At 60.6% G+C, this 15,404-nt stretch carries 14 protein-coding genes; 3 read left to right on the top strand and 11 right to left on the bottom strand.

The window, feature by feature from the left end:
- Window positions 1–251: 251 nt before the first annotated feature.
- The 3 genes from BLS41_RS26025 to BLS41_RS26035 all read right to left on the bottom strand — a co-directional run bounded on the left by BLS41_RS26025 (window position 252) and on the right by BLS41_RS26035 (window position 4,482).
- Window positions 252–704 carry an HU family DNA-binding protein gene (locus tag BLS41_RS26025; RefSeq protein WP_074770073.1) on the bottom strand — a complete coding sequence of 151 codons (453 nt, stop codon included), beginning with the start codon at window positions 702–704 and terminating at the stop codon, window positions 252–254.
- Between the two features lie 505 nt (window positions 705–1,209).
- The gene (locus BLS41_RS26030; protein ID WP_074770075.1) at window positions 1,210–2,688 is read right to left on the bottom strand and encodes a MocR-like pyridoxine biosynthesis transcription factor PdxR; all 1,479 of its coding nucleotides are present in this window, start codon (window positions 2,686–2,688) and stop codon (window positions 1,210–1,212) included.
- 252 nt (window positions 2,689–2,940) lie between these two features.
- Window positions 2,941–4,482 carry a peptide MFS transporter gene (locus BLS41_RS26035; RefSeq protein ID WP_074770077.1) on the bottom strand — a complete coding sequence of 514 codons (1,542 nt, stop codon included), beginning with the start codon at window positions 4,480–4,482 and terminating at the stop codon, window positions 2,941–2,943.
- 929 nt (window positions 4,483–5,411) lie between these two features.
- On the opposite strand from BLS41_RS26035, the gene BLS41_RS26040 reads away from it, so the two are divergent.
- A complete protein-coding gene (locus BLS41_RS26040) occupies window positions 5,412–5,984 on the top strand; it encodes a cupin domain-containing protein (protein WP_074770079.1) in 573 nt (190 codons plus the stop codon).
- A gap of 56 nt (window positions 5,985–6,040) precedes the next feature.
- Here BLS41_RS26040 and BLS41_RS26045 read toward each other — a convergent pair whose 3' ends face one another.
- The 8 genes from BLS41_RS26045 to BLS41_RS26080 all read right to left on the bottom strand — a co-directional run bounded on the left by BLS41_RS26045 (window position 6,041) and on the right by BLS41_RS26080 (window position 13,008).
- Entirely contained in the window at window positions 6,041–6,340 is a 300-nt protein-coding gene (locus BLS41_RS26045) for a hypothetical protein (protein WP_074770081.1), read from the bottom strand.
- A 98-nt stretch (window positions 6,341–6,438) separates the two neighbouring features.
- Window positions 6,439–7,374, bottom strand: a complete 936-nt coding sequence (panE, locus tag BLS41_RS26050) for a 2-dehydropantoate 2-reductase (protein WP_074770083.1) — start codon at window positions 7,372–7,374, stop codon at window positions 6,439–6,441.
- Between the two features lie 247 nt (window positions 7,375–7,621).
- Window positions 7,622–8,593: a nucleoside hydrolase gene (locus BLS41_RS26055; protein WP_074770085.1), complete on the bottom strand. Its 972-nt coding sequence runs from the start codon at window positions 8,591–8,593 to the stop codon at window positions 7,622–7,624.
- Window positions 8,590–8,979: a cytidine deaminase gene (locus BLS41_RS26060; protein ID WP_074770087.1), complete on the bottom strand. Its 390-nt coding sequence runs from the start codon at window positions 8,977–8,979 to the stop codon at window positions 8,590–8,592. The genes BLS41_RS26055 and BLS41_RS26060 overlap by 4 nt, the downstream gene beginning before the upstream one ends.
- A 15-nt stretch (window positions 8,980–8,994) precedes the next feature.
- Window positions 8,995–10,272 (bottom strand): NupC/NupG family nucleoside CNT transporter, encoded by a 1,278-nt coding sequence (locus BLS41_RS26065; RefSeq protein WP_074770090.1) that lies wholly within the window; start codon window positions 10,270–10,272, stop codon window positions 8,995–8,997.
- 223 nt (window positions 10,273–10,495) lie between these two features.
- Entirely contained in the window at window positions 10,496–11,254 is a 759-nt protein-coding gene (locus BLS41_RS26070; protein WP_074770092.1) for an SDR family oxidoreductase, read from the bottom strand.
- A gap of 103 nt (window positions 11,255–11,357) precedes the next feature.
- Complete coding sequence (locus BLS41_RS26075) at window positions 11,358–12,161, bottom strand: shikimate dehydrogenase family protein (protein ID WP_074770094.1); 804 nt, start codon at window positions 12,159–12,161, stop codon at window positions 11,358–11,360.
- Between the two features lie 49 nt (window positions 12,162–12,210).
- Entirely contained in the window at window positions 12,211–13,008 is a 798-nt protein-coding gene (locus BLS41_RS26080) for a carboxymuconolactone decarboxylase family protein (protein WP_143026367.1), read from the bottom strand.
- 125 nt (window positions 13,009–13,133) lie between these two features.
- On the opposite strand from BLS41_RS26080, the gene BLS41_RS26085 reads away from it, so the two are divergent.
- Both BLS41_RS26085 and BLS41_RS26090 read left to right on the top strand, forming a co-directional pair.
- Window positions 13,134–14,042: a LysR family transcriptional regulator gene (locus BLS41_RS26085; RefSeq protein ID WP_074770096.1), complete on the top strand. Its 909-nt coding sequence runs from the start codon at window positions 13,134–13,136 to the stop codon at window positions 14,040–14,042.
- Between the two features lie 162 nt (window positions 14,043–14,204).
- Window positions 14,205–15,218 (top strand): aldo/keto reductase, encoded by a 1,014-nt coding sequence (locus tag BLS41_RS26090; protein ID WP_074770098.1) that lies wholly within the window; start codon window positions 14,205–14,207, stop codon window positions 15,216–15,218.
- Window positions 15,219–15,404 lie beyond the last annotated feature (186 nt).

Here is a 15,404-nt window from a genome sequence, read left to right on the forward strand (position 1 = left end):
TCCCGACCGGCACGGCTTCGCCGCCATCGTACTGCGGCGGATCACGATGCGCTAGTACGGTGCATACGTAGCACCGCGGTGCGCATTCGCACAACGCGCACGACGCATAAAACATGACGCTTCTGTGAACGGACATAAAAAAATCCCCGTGGATTTTCACCCACGGGGATTCAGACTACTTGCACTGCGGATCTGCTCAAACGTCAAACGCGATTGAAGAAAACTTCGAAGCGCGCCAACGGATGAAACGATCAGCCTGCTGCAGCGTCTTTCAGCTTCTTCAGCGGACGTGCCTTGATGCGCACGCTAGCCGGCTTGGCCGGGAACCAGCGCTCTTCACCCGAGAACGGGTCTTTGCCGAAGCGCTTCTTCTTCGCCGGAACAGCTTGCACGACGATCTTCAGAAGACCCGACAGCGTGAATTCGCCAGCGCCCTTCTTGTGCACTGCGCCGAGGATGGTGTCTTCGAGCGCGGCCAGAACAGCCTTGGCGGTCTTCGGTTCCACAGCGGCTTTTTCAGCGACGTGAGCAGCCAGCGAGGCCTTCGTGAAGGTGTCCTTGATCGGCGACAGTGCGCTGGAAGCCTTCACGGCGACCTTCTTAGCTGCGACGGCTTTCTTCGCAGGAACTTTCTTTGCAGCAACCTTCTTGGTCGGTACCGGGGCAGCAGCCTTCTTGGCCACCTTTTTTGCGGAAGTCGGCATGTTTCTCCTACCTGTAGTGGTCAGTGAATTGCACGAAGCGCATACGGTATGTGCACGCTTCAACGCCGGATTCTACAAGCGCTAATGCGATTTGCGCGACTCTTTTGTGTATCAGCGCGAAGGTTTGTTGCGCGGCGCTGACTCCGCAACACATTTTGAGCCTTGTTTTAGCGGGTAAACGTGCGTTGTGCGAGCTGGCAACACGAACACGTAACGCTCGTTACAGATCGTTTCGATGCATGAATAAAGACACTTTTCGTCTTCGGGATAGGTTCGACAGAAGTCGGAAGATCGTCAAAAGATGGCTGCTTGTCAGCTTTCGGGTGGCCGATGAGAGACGCATGAATCGCGCTCGGGCGACTGATGTTTCAGCCGCCGTGTCGTGGCGTTTCCGTCGCGGCCCGCGCCCGCTGCATTCACAATCACGCTTCATACAGCGGAGAAAATACGGTCGCAGCAGCGCGACGCGGGCGATCGTCGGCACCATTCTCGCATCGGCCAAACGCTATTTCACGAGGCGCGGCAGAAGCCCGGCGAGCTTCGCGAGCGCCGCGTCGATATGCTCGACCGCGATGCTGCCGTAACCGAACATCAAGCCCGGCTGCGGTTTCATCTCCCGATGAAACGGCGCCAGCCCGTACAGTCCGATCGATGCCGAACGCGCCGCGTTGACGACCGCGTCCTCCATCAACGGCGCTTTCAGATACGCCGCCAGGTGAATGCCCGCAGTCGGCACGATCGGCTCGAACCATGCGGCGAGATCGCCTTGCAGATGGTCGAGCAGCGTCGCCCGGCGCGCCGCGTAGGTCTTGTGCATGCGTCGCAGGTGCTTGGCGAAGTCGCCGTTGAGCATGAACGATGCAAGCGCGGTTTGCGTCAGCGTGCAGCCGTGACAGTCGGCAATCTGGCGTGCCTTGAGCAGCGGACCGTAAAGCGACGCCGGCGGCACAACGTAACCCATCCGCAATTCCGGGAAGATGGTTTTGGAAAACGTCCCCACGTAGGCGACGAGCCCCGCGCGATCCAGGCTTTTCAGCGGCTCCATGGGCCGTCCTTCGAAGCGGTATTCGCAGTCGTAGTCGTCCTCGATAATCACCGCGCCGCGCTTTTGCGCCCATTCGAGCAGTTCGACGCGACGCTCGAGACTCATCGGCATGCCGAGCGGAAACTGGTGCGAAGGCGTCACGTAGACGAGCCGCGCCTTGTCCGGCAGCTGGCCGACGATCAGTCCTTCGCGATCCACCGGCACCGGCACGACCCGCGCGCCGGTCGCCGTAAAACATGCATGCGCAGGCGGATAACCGGGGTCTTCGATCGCGGCGATCTCACCTGGGCGCAACGTGATACGCGCCATCAGGTCGAGCGCATGCTGAGCGCCTTGCGTGACGATGACGTCCTCCCAATTGCTCGTCACGGCCCGGTTGAACGCCAGGTAGCGCGAAATCGCGAGGCGCAACTCCTGCTCGCCCGCCACCTCGCGATACATGCCCGTACCGCGCGCCTGCGTACGCAACGCGTGATTCACACAGCGGCGCCACACGTCGAACGGAAACAGCGACTTGTCGGTTGCACCGCCCACGAAGTCTTGCGGCGACGGCACCGACGGACGCGGCAACGGGAAGCTCTCGGGCATCTGCTCCCACAGCGGCTGCGGACGCGCGGCAGCGTCCCGCGCCTTCTTCGTGCGCTCACGCGACGACTCGGCCGCCTTCGCATGCGACGAGCGCTCCAGCGGCAAACGCTGCAAACCATCGGCAACGAAGGTGCCCGACCCGGCGCGCGTGCTCAGATAGCCTTCAGAAAGCAGGCGCTCGAAAACGTCGAGCGTGGTTTTGCGCGACACGCCCAGTTGCGTGGCGAGATCGCGCGTGGACGGCAATCGCGTGCCGCCCGCAAGACGTCCTTCGAGGATACCGGCGCGCAACTGGCGATAAATCTGTCCGGACAGATCGTGATGCCCTTCGACAGCGATATGAATGTCCATGCGAGTGGCTACCTCGACGATCGGGAAAGGAGTTTTTCTGATGACCAGATTGAAGGCGTTAGCTTAACGCCGGTCGATGCCGTCCGGCGGACTTTTACGATCTGCGCTATTCCCATGCGGAAGTACGCGTGAAAAGCGATGTCGTTCACGAATCGATGCAGACGTATAGACAAAAGTCCGGCCGCCAGAATGCAAAATGGCGCGCCTCAAATGAAGAGGCGCGCCATTTTTTTAAGCCGACTATCTGTCGAGTTACTCCGCTACAGCGGCATGCGAAGCGGCATTTTGCCGCTCGTCCTCACGCGCCTGCGCGGAGCAACGCTGATGCTCACGCGAGAGTTTGCCCATCAGCGGCAACAGCAGAATCGCCACCAGTGCGCCCGCCGCCGCCAGCCAGCCGAGGCCGGTGAACAGCTTCGTATAGAGCGGCAGCGATTCGAGCGGATCGAGATCGCCGGCCGGCATCTGCGCGAAATTCGCCACCACGCTGCCCAGATACTGCGACACGCCGGTCGCCACGAGGTACGCGCCCATCATGAAACCGCTCATTCGCGCGGGGACGTAGCGCGCGATCATCGCGAGACCCAGGCCGCTCACCAGCAGTTCGCCGAGCGAGTACAAACCGTAGCCGCCGACCATGAACCACGACGACACGCGGCCGTTCACCGCGTATTTGCCGCTCGCTGCATAAACGAAGAAGCCCGCCGCGACGACCGCGAAACCGAACGCATATTTCACCGCGACCGGCACGTCCTTGCCGCTGTTCGCGAGTTTCGTATAGAGCATCGCGAGCAACGGGCTCAGCAGCATGATCCAGATCGGATTGAGCGCCTGAAACTGCGCGGCGCTCCACGTGAACCAGGTCTGCCCGAACAGCACGAAACGCGGATCGACATTGCGCAGCGCGAACAGCGTGAGCGACGTCGACATCTGCTGATAGAACACGAAGAACAGGATGACCTGGGCGGTCAGGATCAGCGCGGCGGCGAGACCCGAACGCTCCGAGCGCTCCGCTTTCATCAGCATGTAGCCGAAGATCGCCAGAATCGCGACGCCCGCCGTGTACACGCAGGCCACGGCGATCGCCTTGTGCTGCAGCACGAACATCGTGCCCGCGCCAACCGCGATGCCGCCCAGCGCCACCGCGCCGACGCGCGTCCAGCGCACCGGTTGCTCGTCCGGCGCCGAGCCGATGTGCGCGAGCGTGCGGAACATGATGAAGTAGTTCACCACTGCCAGCAGCATGCCCGCGCAGCACACGGCGAACGCGGCGTGCCAGCCCCAGTGATCCTTGATCCACGGCGTCGCGAGCATCGACACGGTCGAGCCGACGTTGACCGCCATGTAATAGATCGTGAACGCGCTGTCGATGCGCGCGTCGTCGCCTTCGTAAATGCGGCGCACGAGGTTCGCGGCGTTCGCCTTGAAGAGGCCGTTGCCGACCACGATCACGCCGAGCGACGCGTACATGAACGACAGTTGGTCGTTCGGCAACGCCAGCATCAGATAACCCGCCGACAGCACGATCGCGCCGAAAATCATCGTGCGGCGCGCGCCCAGAACCTTGTCGCCGATCCAGCCGCCGATCGACGGCGCCGCGTACACGAGCGCGGTGAACGCGCCCCATGTCAGCGTCGCCTGGCTGTCGGCGAACTTCAGCTTGTCGATCATGAACAGCACGAGCAGCGCAGCCATGCCGTAGTAGCCGAAACGCTCCCACATCTCGATCAGGAAGACCGTCGAAAACGAACGGGTCTGCGAGACGCGTGCGCCCGGCGGATGGGATGAAATCATCGTGTACCTCTAGTTCAAACGGTTACGGCGTCGCACGGTCTGGCCGCGCGGCGCGAAATACGGGATCTGGAAAAACAGTCGGCGAAGATTGCGCCGTTCGGCTGGCAAGTCGGCGCTGTCCGGCACGTCGTCATCGACGCAACGGTCACGCGCTAATTCGCCAAGGCCAGCGGAAAAACCAGAAGATGGGGTATGGAGGCCCGCCTCGCGGCAAGCTGCGCCGGATTGGACTCAGGCGCGGGTTCAAGCTCGGCCTCAGGCTCCGGCCAGCGGAGCGGGCTCAATGATAAAGCATCGCGGAAAACCGGGCTCCGGCGAGGGCTTTGGCGGGCTGTACGCCCGCGCGGGGAAGTGTCGGCAGTAATGATCGTGTCCTTACGCCCGGCACCGTTCGGATGGAACGTGCCGGACAACGCTCCGCCCCGCAGGATCGCTGCGGGCGGAATGATAAACAGCGGTCGGATAGCCGTGCGATTCGACAGGCAATTTTGCCTCCGCTTTGCTCGCCGGCATCGTTCCGCAAACGGCGCCAATTCTGCAAATAAGACCCCGCTGACGTCACTCAGGGAATCCACTGATTTGGAGTTCATTACTTGTCGTTTCATTCGCACACGTAGCCGAAGCGTGGGCTTGCCTTTGAAAAAATCTCTTTTGCATCAATCCGTTAGGCCGATTTATATTCACGCCTCTTAAATCGGACTTACACGGCGGATACTCCCGCTTTTACCGAATGCCCTTACGACGACCTGAAAGCCGCCGGTCAATTCGTCTGATGCGAGTTTCAATTCTGGCAACATAAGCGTATTGCTTCAAAATAATGCGTTGTTTGCATCACCGGAGCCAGCCGGCCGACCGGCTCAAAACCGTCACCGTATCAAAACATATTTACCTTTACCAAACAAATTTTGACGGGCTCACTTCCACTCGCTATGGCTACGACAATTCAAACAAGCAATCCCGCACTCGAAATCGGCAGCAAGATTCGCGCGCTGCGGCAACGGCTCAAGCGCACGCTGGACGACACCGCGACTGCGGCAGGCATTTCCAAACCGTTTTTGTCGCAGGTCGAGCGCGGGCTGGCGTCGCCTTCTCTCACGTCGCTGGCGGGAATCGCGCACGCGCTCGGCGTCAACGTCCAGTATTTCGTCGACACCCCGAGCGAAGAACGCAGCGTGAGCCGGGGCGATCATTTGAAGTTCTTCGGCTTTGCCGATTCGGCGAATCTGTTTGCGCGCCTCACCAACCTGACAGGCGGCCGTCAGCTCGAAGCGATCCTCGTCAAGATGCCGCCGGGGCAGAAGCGTTCGGAGGTCACCACGCACGCGGGCGAAGAATTCCTTTACGTGCTGGACGGAGAGATTTCGCTGACGCTCGAAGGCAAGACGTTCGTGCTGGCAGCGGGCGACACCGCGCACTATGAATCGACGGTGCCGCACAGCTGGGCGAACACGGCGCGCAAGGAGTCGGTGGTGGTGTGGGTAGGAACGCCGCGCCTGTTTTAACGGGCAGTTGAAAACCGCTGGGCACGTTCCACGCGTTCAGCGGATAACCGCGCCGTTCAGAAGATCACCGACAGCGCCACCGCGAGCCAGAGCGCTATCACGCCCGACAGAAACAGATGTCGCGCAATGCGAACGCGCGAATCGCTGGTTTCCGGCTCGACCGGACTCGTGGCCATCCAGGGCACGAGTCCGAGACAGGCGAAGCCGATCAGCGCAAACACGAAAACGAAAATGTCGATGACGCGCCAGCGTGTCGGCTCATACATGCCCCAGTAGCCGAGAAACACGATACCAATCGAGAAGATGGTTGCCGACGCCCCACTGAGTGCGGGCACGGATCCGGCTGGACTCGGCATGCTTCACCTCCGGTGATTAAGCTGTGACAAGCTTCCTTCTCCGCTTTGCTCGTGCTTTCCTCGTGCTTCCGTCATGCTTCCCGCGCTACCTCACCCGCTCAGGACGTGCGGGTCTGCCGCGCTTCATACGTCTTCAGATGACTATAGGCGATACGCAGCAACGACACGCCATGCTCGCCCTTTTGCGCATCGCCGCCGCGCGAGATCAGGTCGCCGAGAATGTGATCCGCCTCGGTATGCGAGTGATTTTCGACGTCGCGCAGCATCGACGCAGTGAGCGGCGTCGGCGTAAAGAGCGTTTGCGTGGCGCGGGTGTCGAAATCCGGGCCCATCGTGAAGCCCTGATGCTCGGCCACCGCGCGGCACTCGCCCAGCAGATTTTCTATCACGCGCTTGCCGTCGGGCGCAGCCAGAATATCGCCGATCGAACCACGCATCAGGCACGTGCTCGCCGCGAGCGTCGCGAGGAACACCCACTTTTCCCACATGCGCAGCAAAATATTGTCGCTGACCGACACGTCGAAATTCGCGCCGGCCATCGCGTCGGCAATCGCCTGAACGCGTTCGGACGTGCCGCCCGTCAGTTCGCCGAATGTGACGGCCTGCATGTCGTTCAGATGCACGATCTGCTGCTGCGCGTTCAGCGTCGCGGCAATCACGCACTGGCCGCCGAGCACGCGCGACGCGCCGAACTTCTCCTTGAGCACGTCGATATGGCGCATGCCGTTGAGCATCGGCAGAATCAGCGTCGACTCGCCGACCAGCGGCGCGAACGAATCAATTGCGTCGTCGAGGCTATAGGCTTTGCAACTCAGCAGCACGAGATCGAAAGGCTCGGCATTGACGCCCGCGAGAATGGTTTTGACGCCGTGCAGCGTGAGATCGCCGCGCACGCTTTTGATGACCAGTCCATCGCGCTGCAGCTTTTCCGCACGGCCGGGGCGCACGAGAAACGTCACGTCTTCACCCGCCGCCGCGAGACGTCCGCCGAAGTAACCGCCTACCGCGCCCGCCCCAACTACTAGAATTCGCATCTTTGGCCTCTTGATAGATTTCAGTCACGCGCGCTGCGGCGATGATCTCCTGCTGGCCGCGCGCGCAGTGCGTGTGCTGAAATGTAGCAAAGAATGACGCAGGGCATCGCGCACGATTGCGGGCTTCGACATGCTGCAATGCACTGTTGCGAAAGGCGGCTTAAATCAGATCAATCGTGCGATTGTGCTGCGCGGCACGTTGCAGCGATCGCCGCGCGCGAAACGGGCCGTGTGCAGTTCCAGCGCATCAAGCCGGAAGCGTGCCGCAGATCGTGTCTTCGTAGAGCGCGAGCATGCCGGGCACGTCCACCGCGATACACACTTTGCAGTCGGGCCGGCTGTCCCACTCCGGCGCGGGAACGGGCAGGGTCGACGGCTTCTGGATGGTCTGCCCGACCGCGATGCCGTCGGTCAGCACGCGCACCGGACCGCTGCGCGTCGTATAGAGATGCGGTGCGATGACATACGCAACCGCTGACGAATCGTGCACGTAAATGCCTTGCAGTTGCGCGCTCTGTTCGTGAAAAGCCTCATAGTGCCGCGACACTTGCCACACGAACTCACCGGGCACGCCGCCGCGATCGCGCAACGAAGCGAGATACTCGCGACTCATGATGGTGGGTTGCGTGACATCGAGCCCGACGATCGCAACCGGCCACGCTGCGCCGAGCACGATATCGGCCGCATCGGGATCGCCGAGAATATTGGCCTCCGCTGCAGGCGACACGTTGCCGAGCACGCCGTCGATGCCGAATGCGCCGCCCATGATCACCACCTGCTTGACGAGCGGCGCTATCTGCGGATCGTCGGCGAGCGCAAGCGCGAGATTCGTGAGCGGCCCCACCGCGAGCAAGGTCACCTCGCCCGGATGCGCGCGTACGGTGTCGATGATGAAGCGATGCGCGGGACGGGCGTCGAGCGGCGCTTCGTCCGTTGTATCCAGTTCGATATTGCCCAGACCGTTGTCGCCGTGAATCCATGCGAGCGGTTCGGGCGCTACGCGCCTGAGCGGCGCAGCGGCGCCCTGCGCAACCGGCACGCCCTGTGCGAAACGTCCGGCCAGAAAACGCGCATTACGTGTGGTCGTTTCGATCGTGGCGTTGCCGAATACGCTCGTCAGCCCCAGCAATTCGACATCGGGATGCAACGCCTGAAACACGAGCGCCATTGCATCGTCCACGCCGGGGTCGGTGTCGTAGATGATCTTGTGCTTGCTCATAGATAGAACGCGTCCGGTAATTGCTCGCGCGCGGTGGTGTCGCGTGTCGCGCCGTGCAGATTGCCGAGGCGGATCGGCAGATCGGGGCCGCCCAGTTCGATGATCACCTGACGGCACGCGCCACAAGGCGAAATCGGGCCGTCCGTATCGCCGATAACAGCCAGTGCCGCAAACTGGTCACGCTGATACCCCGCCGCAATTGCGCTGAAAAACGCGGTACGTTCCGCGCAATTGCACAAACCGTACGACGCATTCTCGACATTGCAGCCGTCGAATACCTTGCCGTCTTTAGTCAGCAGCGCAGCACCGACCTTGAATTTCGAATAAGGCGCATAGGCCTTTTCTCGCGCGACGCCCGCGCGTTCCAGCAATTGTTCCATCTTCATACAGCGATCCTCGATTCAGTTCAGCGTCAGGAACATGCCCGCAATCGTCGCGCTCATCAGGTTCGAGAGCGTCGCGGCGAGCACGACACGCAGTCCGTAGCGCGCGACTTCGGCGCGGCGTTCGGGCGCGACGGCGCTAAAGCCGCCCGTCAGCACCGCGATCGACGCGAAGTTCGCGAAGCCGCACAGCGCGAACGACAGGATAGCAATGGTACGCGGATCGAGCACCTGCAAACCGGCCGCCGTCACGCTCGCGGCGTCTTTCAGATACGGCGACAGCGACGCATATGCGACGAACTCGTTGAGAATCAGCTTCTGCCCAAGAAAATTACCGGCAATCGCGGCCTCGTTCCACGGCACGCCGATCAGATAAGCGAGCGGCGCGAACACGGTGCCGAGGATCGATTGCATCGACAGTTGCGGATGGCCGAACCAGCCGCCGATGCCGCCCACGATGCCGTTCACCAACGCAATCAGCCCGACGAACGCAATCAGCATCGCGCCGACCATCACAGCGATTTTCAGGCCGACCGTCGCGCCGGAACTCGCTGCTTCGATCACGTTGGCCGGGCGCTTCTCGTCGAAGCTGAGGTTCTCCAGATGCACGCGGCTCGGCTCGGTGGTCGGGTGAATGATCTTTGCGAACAGCAAGCCGCCGGGCACCGCCATGAACGACGCGGCGAGCAGGTACTGGATCGGTACGCCAAGGCCCGCATAACCGGCCAGCACCGAACCGGCGACCGCCGCCATACCGCTCGACATCACCGTGAACAGTTCGGCGCCGGTCATGTCGCGCGCAAACGGCTTGACCACGGCGGGCATTTCGCTTTGACCGAGGAAGATGGTTGTGACCGCCGAAAACGATTCGAGCTTCGATACACCCAGCAGTTTCTGAAACACCGTGCCGAGTACGATCACGATCCAGCGCATGATACCGATGTAGTACAGCACCGAAATCAGCGCGGTGACGAAGATGATGGCCGGCAGCACGCGCACCGCGAAAACGAAACCGCCGTCGCCGAATACCTCGAACATTTTCGATTGAACGAGTCCGCCGAACAGGAACTCGATACCGGCATTGCCGTAGCCGAGTACATCGTTGACGCCGGACGCGGCGGCCGAAAGAATCGTCTTGCCCACCGGCACAAAAAGAATGAATGCGCCGATGCCGATTTGCGCAAGCAGCGCACTGATTACAGTTCGTAAGCGAATCGCCCGGCGATTGGTGGAGAAGAGGTAGGCAATGAATAGCAATACGACTATAGCCAGAAGGTTTCGCGCGATAAGTGCCATGTCTCGTGATCTTTTCTTGTTTGTTTAAGTGGCACTGATGCTAAACGAAACCGGCGCGGATTAAAAAACTTTATCCAGATCTTTTGGCTCTATTCGACTCTATCTGGCAGAGAATTTTTACGGTTGATGCGTAGCGAATTTTCGACTGAGGTGTTTGAGGTTTCAGGGCGTGGCACGAACCGGAAGCCTGCAATGGAGCCTCCGGCCGCGCAGTTCCAAAACCTCAGTGTGCGACGAAGCCGCCATCCACGGGCAACGCTACGCCGACAATCAGACTGGCACCGGGGCTGCATAACCAGAGCACGGCCGCCGCAACCTCTTCGGACCTCCCCATCCGACCGATAGGCTGATCCTTGAGGAACACTTTCATCGCCTCTGGATCGATCTCGCCGCCCATCGGCGTGTCGATGCAACCCGGGCAGATTGCGTTCACGCGTATGCCCTGCGCCGCGACGTCGAGAGCGGCGCTCTTGGTTAGACCGATCACGCCGTGCTTACTGGCGTGATACGCCGCGCGACCCGCGAGGCCGACCAGGCCGCCGAGCGACGAGCAGTTCACGATTGCGCCGCTACCCTGCTTCTTCATCTGCAGCAGTTCGTGTTTCATGAAGGTCCAGATGCCGCGCAGATTGACGGCCAGCACTTCGTCATAACCGTCGGCGGGTTCCGCTGACATCTCGCACATCGGGCCGAGGATGCCGGCGTTGTTATAGGCCATGTCGAGGCGGCCGAACTCCGCGACGGTGCGATCGACTGCGGCCTTGGCCTGCGCTTCATCGGTGACGTCGCACACAATGCCGATGGCCCGGTGTCCGGCGGCTGTCAACATCCCGGTTGCCGTGTTGAGTTTTTCCGCGTCGCGGTCGACGAGTGCAACGGCAGCGCCTGCTTCGGCGAAAGCCTTGGCCGTTTCCAAACCCATTCCCGAGCTGGCGCCCGTCACTAGCGCGACCTGACCTCTGAAATCGTAGGTGGGATTCATATCAATAGTCCTGGAGGTTGATGTTGTCGTCAGCGCATGGGCTGACGTTCCCCCAATTGAATTGGGGCTGATTAGATATGGCGCGAAGCGGTTTGGCCGGCTCTTACCCGGCCCGCTTGCACAGCAGAAAATCCAGCATCATTTGCTGGACCGCATCGACCATCTGCGCGCCGTTCGCTGTCTTGCAGCCTGCCGACTGAGCCGCTTTCAGAAACGGCGTCACGCCGTGCCCGGCAATCACGTCGCCGACGAACATGGATGAATCCAGCAGATCCGCGCCAACAGGAAGAGGATCGGTGTCGGCGAATCCCATTGGAGTCGCGTTGAATACCAGCGTGCATCCTGTTGGATCGGCGGGGCCGACACGCACACGCCCCTCGCTAACACGCGACACGATCTCCGTCAGATGTATTGCCCGGGATTCATCTGTATCGCTAATGATCAGTTCGTGCACACCCGCTTTGAGCAATGCGATTGCTATCGCGCTACCCGCCGCACCGGCGCCGACCAGCAATGCGCGGCCATCCTTCACGTGAGCGCCGTGGTCCGTTTGCGCTTTCACGAACGCGAGACCGTCGAGCATGTCGCCATGCCATGTACCGTCCACGTTGCGGCGCATGACACTGACACAACCCAGCAGCCGTGCGGTATCGGAAGTGGTGGCGCAGTAGGCGAACGCCGCGGATTTGTGCGGCATCGTGACCAACAGTCCGTCGACGTTCGCTGTCAGCGTCAGTGCCTGCATGGCCGTTTGCAGATCGGCCTTCGCGACCTGCATCGGCACGCATAAACCGTTGTAGTTGCGAGCTGCGAAACCACGGCTCAACTGCTGCGGTGATTTCACGAACCTGATCGGATCGCCGATGATCGGAAACAGACGCGTCGCGCCATCGAGCTTTTCAGGCATCCGGTTTCTCTCTGGTCGAGCATTGCAAGCCGTGTTCGCTTCAAGCGGATCAACCGGGTCTCTTTTCAAGCACGTCCTTCACCACAGGAAGCGCAGTGAAAACATTCGGCCAACCCGTATAGAACGCCAGTTGCGTCATGACTTCAGCGGCCTGTTCTTTGGTCAGTCCGTTATCCATTGCCCGGTTCAAATGGTAAGTCAGTTGCGCGACCTGCCCGCTTGCAACCAGCGCGCTGACCGTCACCAGGCTACGGTCGCGCGGCGCAAGTCCCGGTCGCAGCCACAGGTCGTTGAACAGCGCGTCTCGCGTGAATTGAACGACACCTGGCGACACCGCGCCGAAGTTGTTTTGCACCGTGCTCTCACGTTGTGCTTCTGCGGCCTTGTCGAGGGGAAGAAATTCAACGGACGCCTGCGGAAGCTGCGCCGTCGTAATTCCACGCCTTTCGAATACGGTGCTCGTTACCTTCACAGCCGCAGTCGCATTGGCCCAACCGGAATAGAACGCGAGGTGCGTGACGATCTCTGAAATCTCGCTGGGCTTGAGACCGCTGTCGAGTGCGAGATCGAGGTAGAACGGCAACTCCGTGCTCTGATTGCGCGCGATCAGCACCGACAGCGTGACCACGCTTCGATCCCGTGCCGAAAGTTGCGGCCGCTTCCAGAGGTCGCCCAACACTATGTCAGTCGTATAGCGCTCGAGAGCGGGGGAAACGGCGCGCATTCCTTCGAATGCGTTCGCGGAGGTGGAGCGGTTCGAATTATCCATATCAGTCTTCCTATCGATTTGCGAACAGGCGGCGACGCCGAGCGCGAGCGTCAGCATCGTTACAACGAGTGATTTCATGAGTCGGCTCCTCATTGGTGCTCGCGCGTCCCTGCGATTCACCGCCTACCCTTGCAAATGTAATGTACTCACTCATGTACGACTAGGCGCTAGAATCGGCAAACACCTATGAAGTGAGTTCATCAATGCGTCGCGAAAGTTATAACGATCTGCTGGCTCTCATCGTCGTCGCGCGGGAGCGCAGTTTTACGCGGGCCGCCGCGCAACTCGGCGTATCGCAATCAGCGCTGAGTCACACCATTCGTTCGCTCGAAACCCGTCTCGGGCTGAGGTTGCTGACCCGAACTACACGCAGCGTCGCGCCGACCGAAGCGGGCGAGCGCCTTCTTCAAACCATCGCGCCCCGGTTTGAAGAGATCGATGCGGAACTGGCGGCCGTCACCGAGTTCCGGGACAAACCGGCGGGCACGATCCGCATTACCGCGACTGACTACGCGACCGAAACGGTCCTGTGGCCGAGATTGTCGAAAGTCCTGCACGACTACCCGGATATCAAGGTCGAGATTACGACGGACTATGGTCTCTCCGATATCGTCGCGGATCGCTATGACATAGGCGTTCGCCATGGCGATCAGGTCGCCAGGGACATGATCGCGGTACGCCTCGCGCCGGAAATGCGTATGGCCATCGTGGGCACGCCGGAATACCTCGCGAAACATGCGCGGCCGAAGAAGCCGCAGGACCTGACGCGACACCAATGCATCAATTTGCGTTTGCCGACGCTGGGCGGGTTCTATCCATGGGAACTCAAAAAGGGCAGCCGGGAAGTGCAGGTCCGGGTCGATGGACAACTCGCGTTTAACGGGACCTACCAGATGCTGGCGGCTGCGCTGTCGGGATATGGCCTCGCCTATATCCCGGCCGACCTGGCCCAGGAACACGTCGAAGCGGGTCGTCTCGTCAAGGTACTCGAAGAATGGTGTCCGGTCTTCCCCGGCTTGCATGCCTGCTATGCAACCCGGCGCGAATTCTCGCGGGCGATGACAGTAGTGATCGACGCAATCCGTTATCGCCATGACGAATCGAAAACATGAAATACGATTCATGAACTCAATTCATGGGAGCTTGCAGTTTTAGGGGCTTTATCGCTAGATATAGGCTCTCTATCATCTCTCTCTAACGACGAACGGGCGCTCACGGCATCGAGCACGAAGCGCTCTCGCAACCGCAGGCCCACCCTGCATGGAGAGATGATGATGGACTATGGATATCTGGGTCGCAGCGCCCTCAAGGTTTCGCCGCTCTGCCTGGGCGCGATGATGTTCGGCGGCGAAACGGATGAAGCCACCTCGCGCCGGATTATCGACAAGGCGTTCGATCAGGGCGTGAATTTTATCGACACCGCCGACGTGTATCACGCCGGCCGGTCTGAAGAAATCGTCGGACGCGCGATTGCGCAGCGACGCGACGATTGGGTCGTGGCGACCAAGTTTGGTTATCCGGCTTCCGCTACTGCTCGTCCCAACGAACAGGGACAGTCGCGCAAATGGATTTGCCAGACAGTCGATGCGAGCCTGAAGCGTCTGGGCACCGACTACATCGACGTACTTTATTTTCACCGCTCGCTGAACGATGCGCCTCTCGAAGAGGGATTGCGCGCGATTAGCGACCTGATTCGCCAGGGCAAGGTGCGTTACTTCGGATTGTCCAATTTCCGCGCGTGGCGTATTGCGGAAGTCGTGCGTCTCGCCGATCAGCTCGGCATTGATCGCCCTGTTGCACTCGAACCGGTGTACAACATGGTCGACCGCACGGCCGAGGTCGAGCTGATGCCTGCTGCGGGACACTACGGCATTGGCGTCGTGCCCTACAGCCCGCTCGCGCGCGGGGTGCTGACCGGCAAATACGCGCCCGACGGCGCGCCGCCTGCCGATTCGCGCGCGGGTCGCGGTGACAAGCGTATTCAGCAGACGGAGTGGCGTCCCGAATCGCTCGCTATTGCGCAGAAAGTCGCGGCACACGCTGCTGAACGCGGAACGACTTCGATCGCGTTCGCTATTGCCTGGGTGTTGAAGAACAAGCTTGTGAGTTCCGCTATTGCCGGTCCGCGCACGGAAGCGCATTGGGACAGCTATATGGATGCACTGACACTGCAACTCGGTCCTGACGATGAGAAGTTTGTGGACAGTCTGGTGCCTCCGGGTCATGCGTCGACGCCGGGATATACGGATCCCAACTATCCGGTTGAAGGCCGACAAGTGACGGGTTGATCTGCTGGTTTGCGCAAACCGTAGCAGCCTGGTACAGCAAAGATGTGATTGTGCGTTGCTGCTACGAGGACTTAATGCGTGGCTTTTTTTGGCAATTCATACTTGAAATCATCGAATAACTCGATGTACCAAGGAATTTGTTACCGCATTAATCCAGGTCGTGTATTGCACAATTGAATCAATGCA

Source organism: Paraburkholderia fungorum (assembly GCF_900099835.1).
Taxonomy (GTDB): Bacteria; Pseudomonadota; Gammaproteobacteria; order Burkholderiales; family Burkholderiaceae; genus Paraburkholderia; species Paraburkholderia fungorum_A.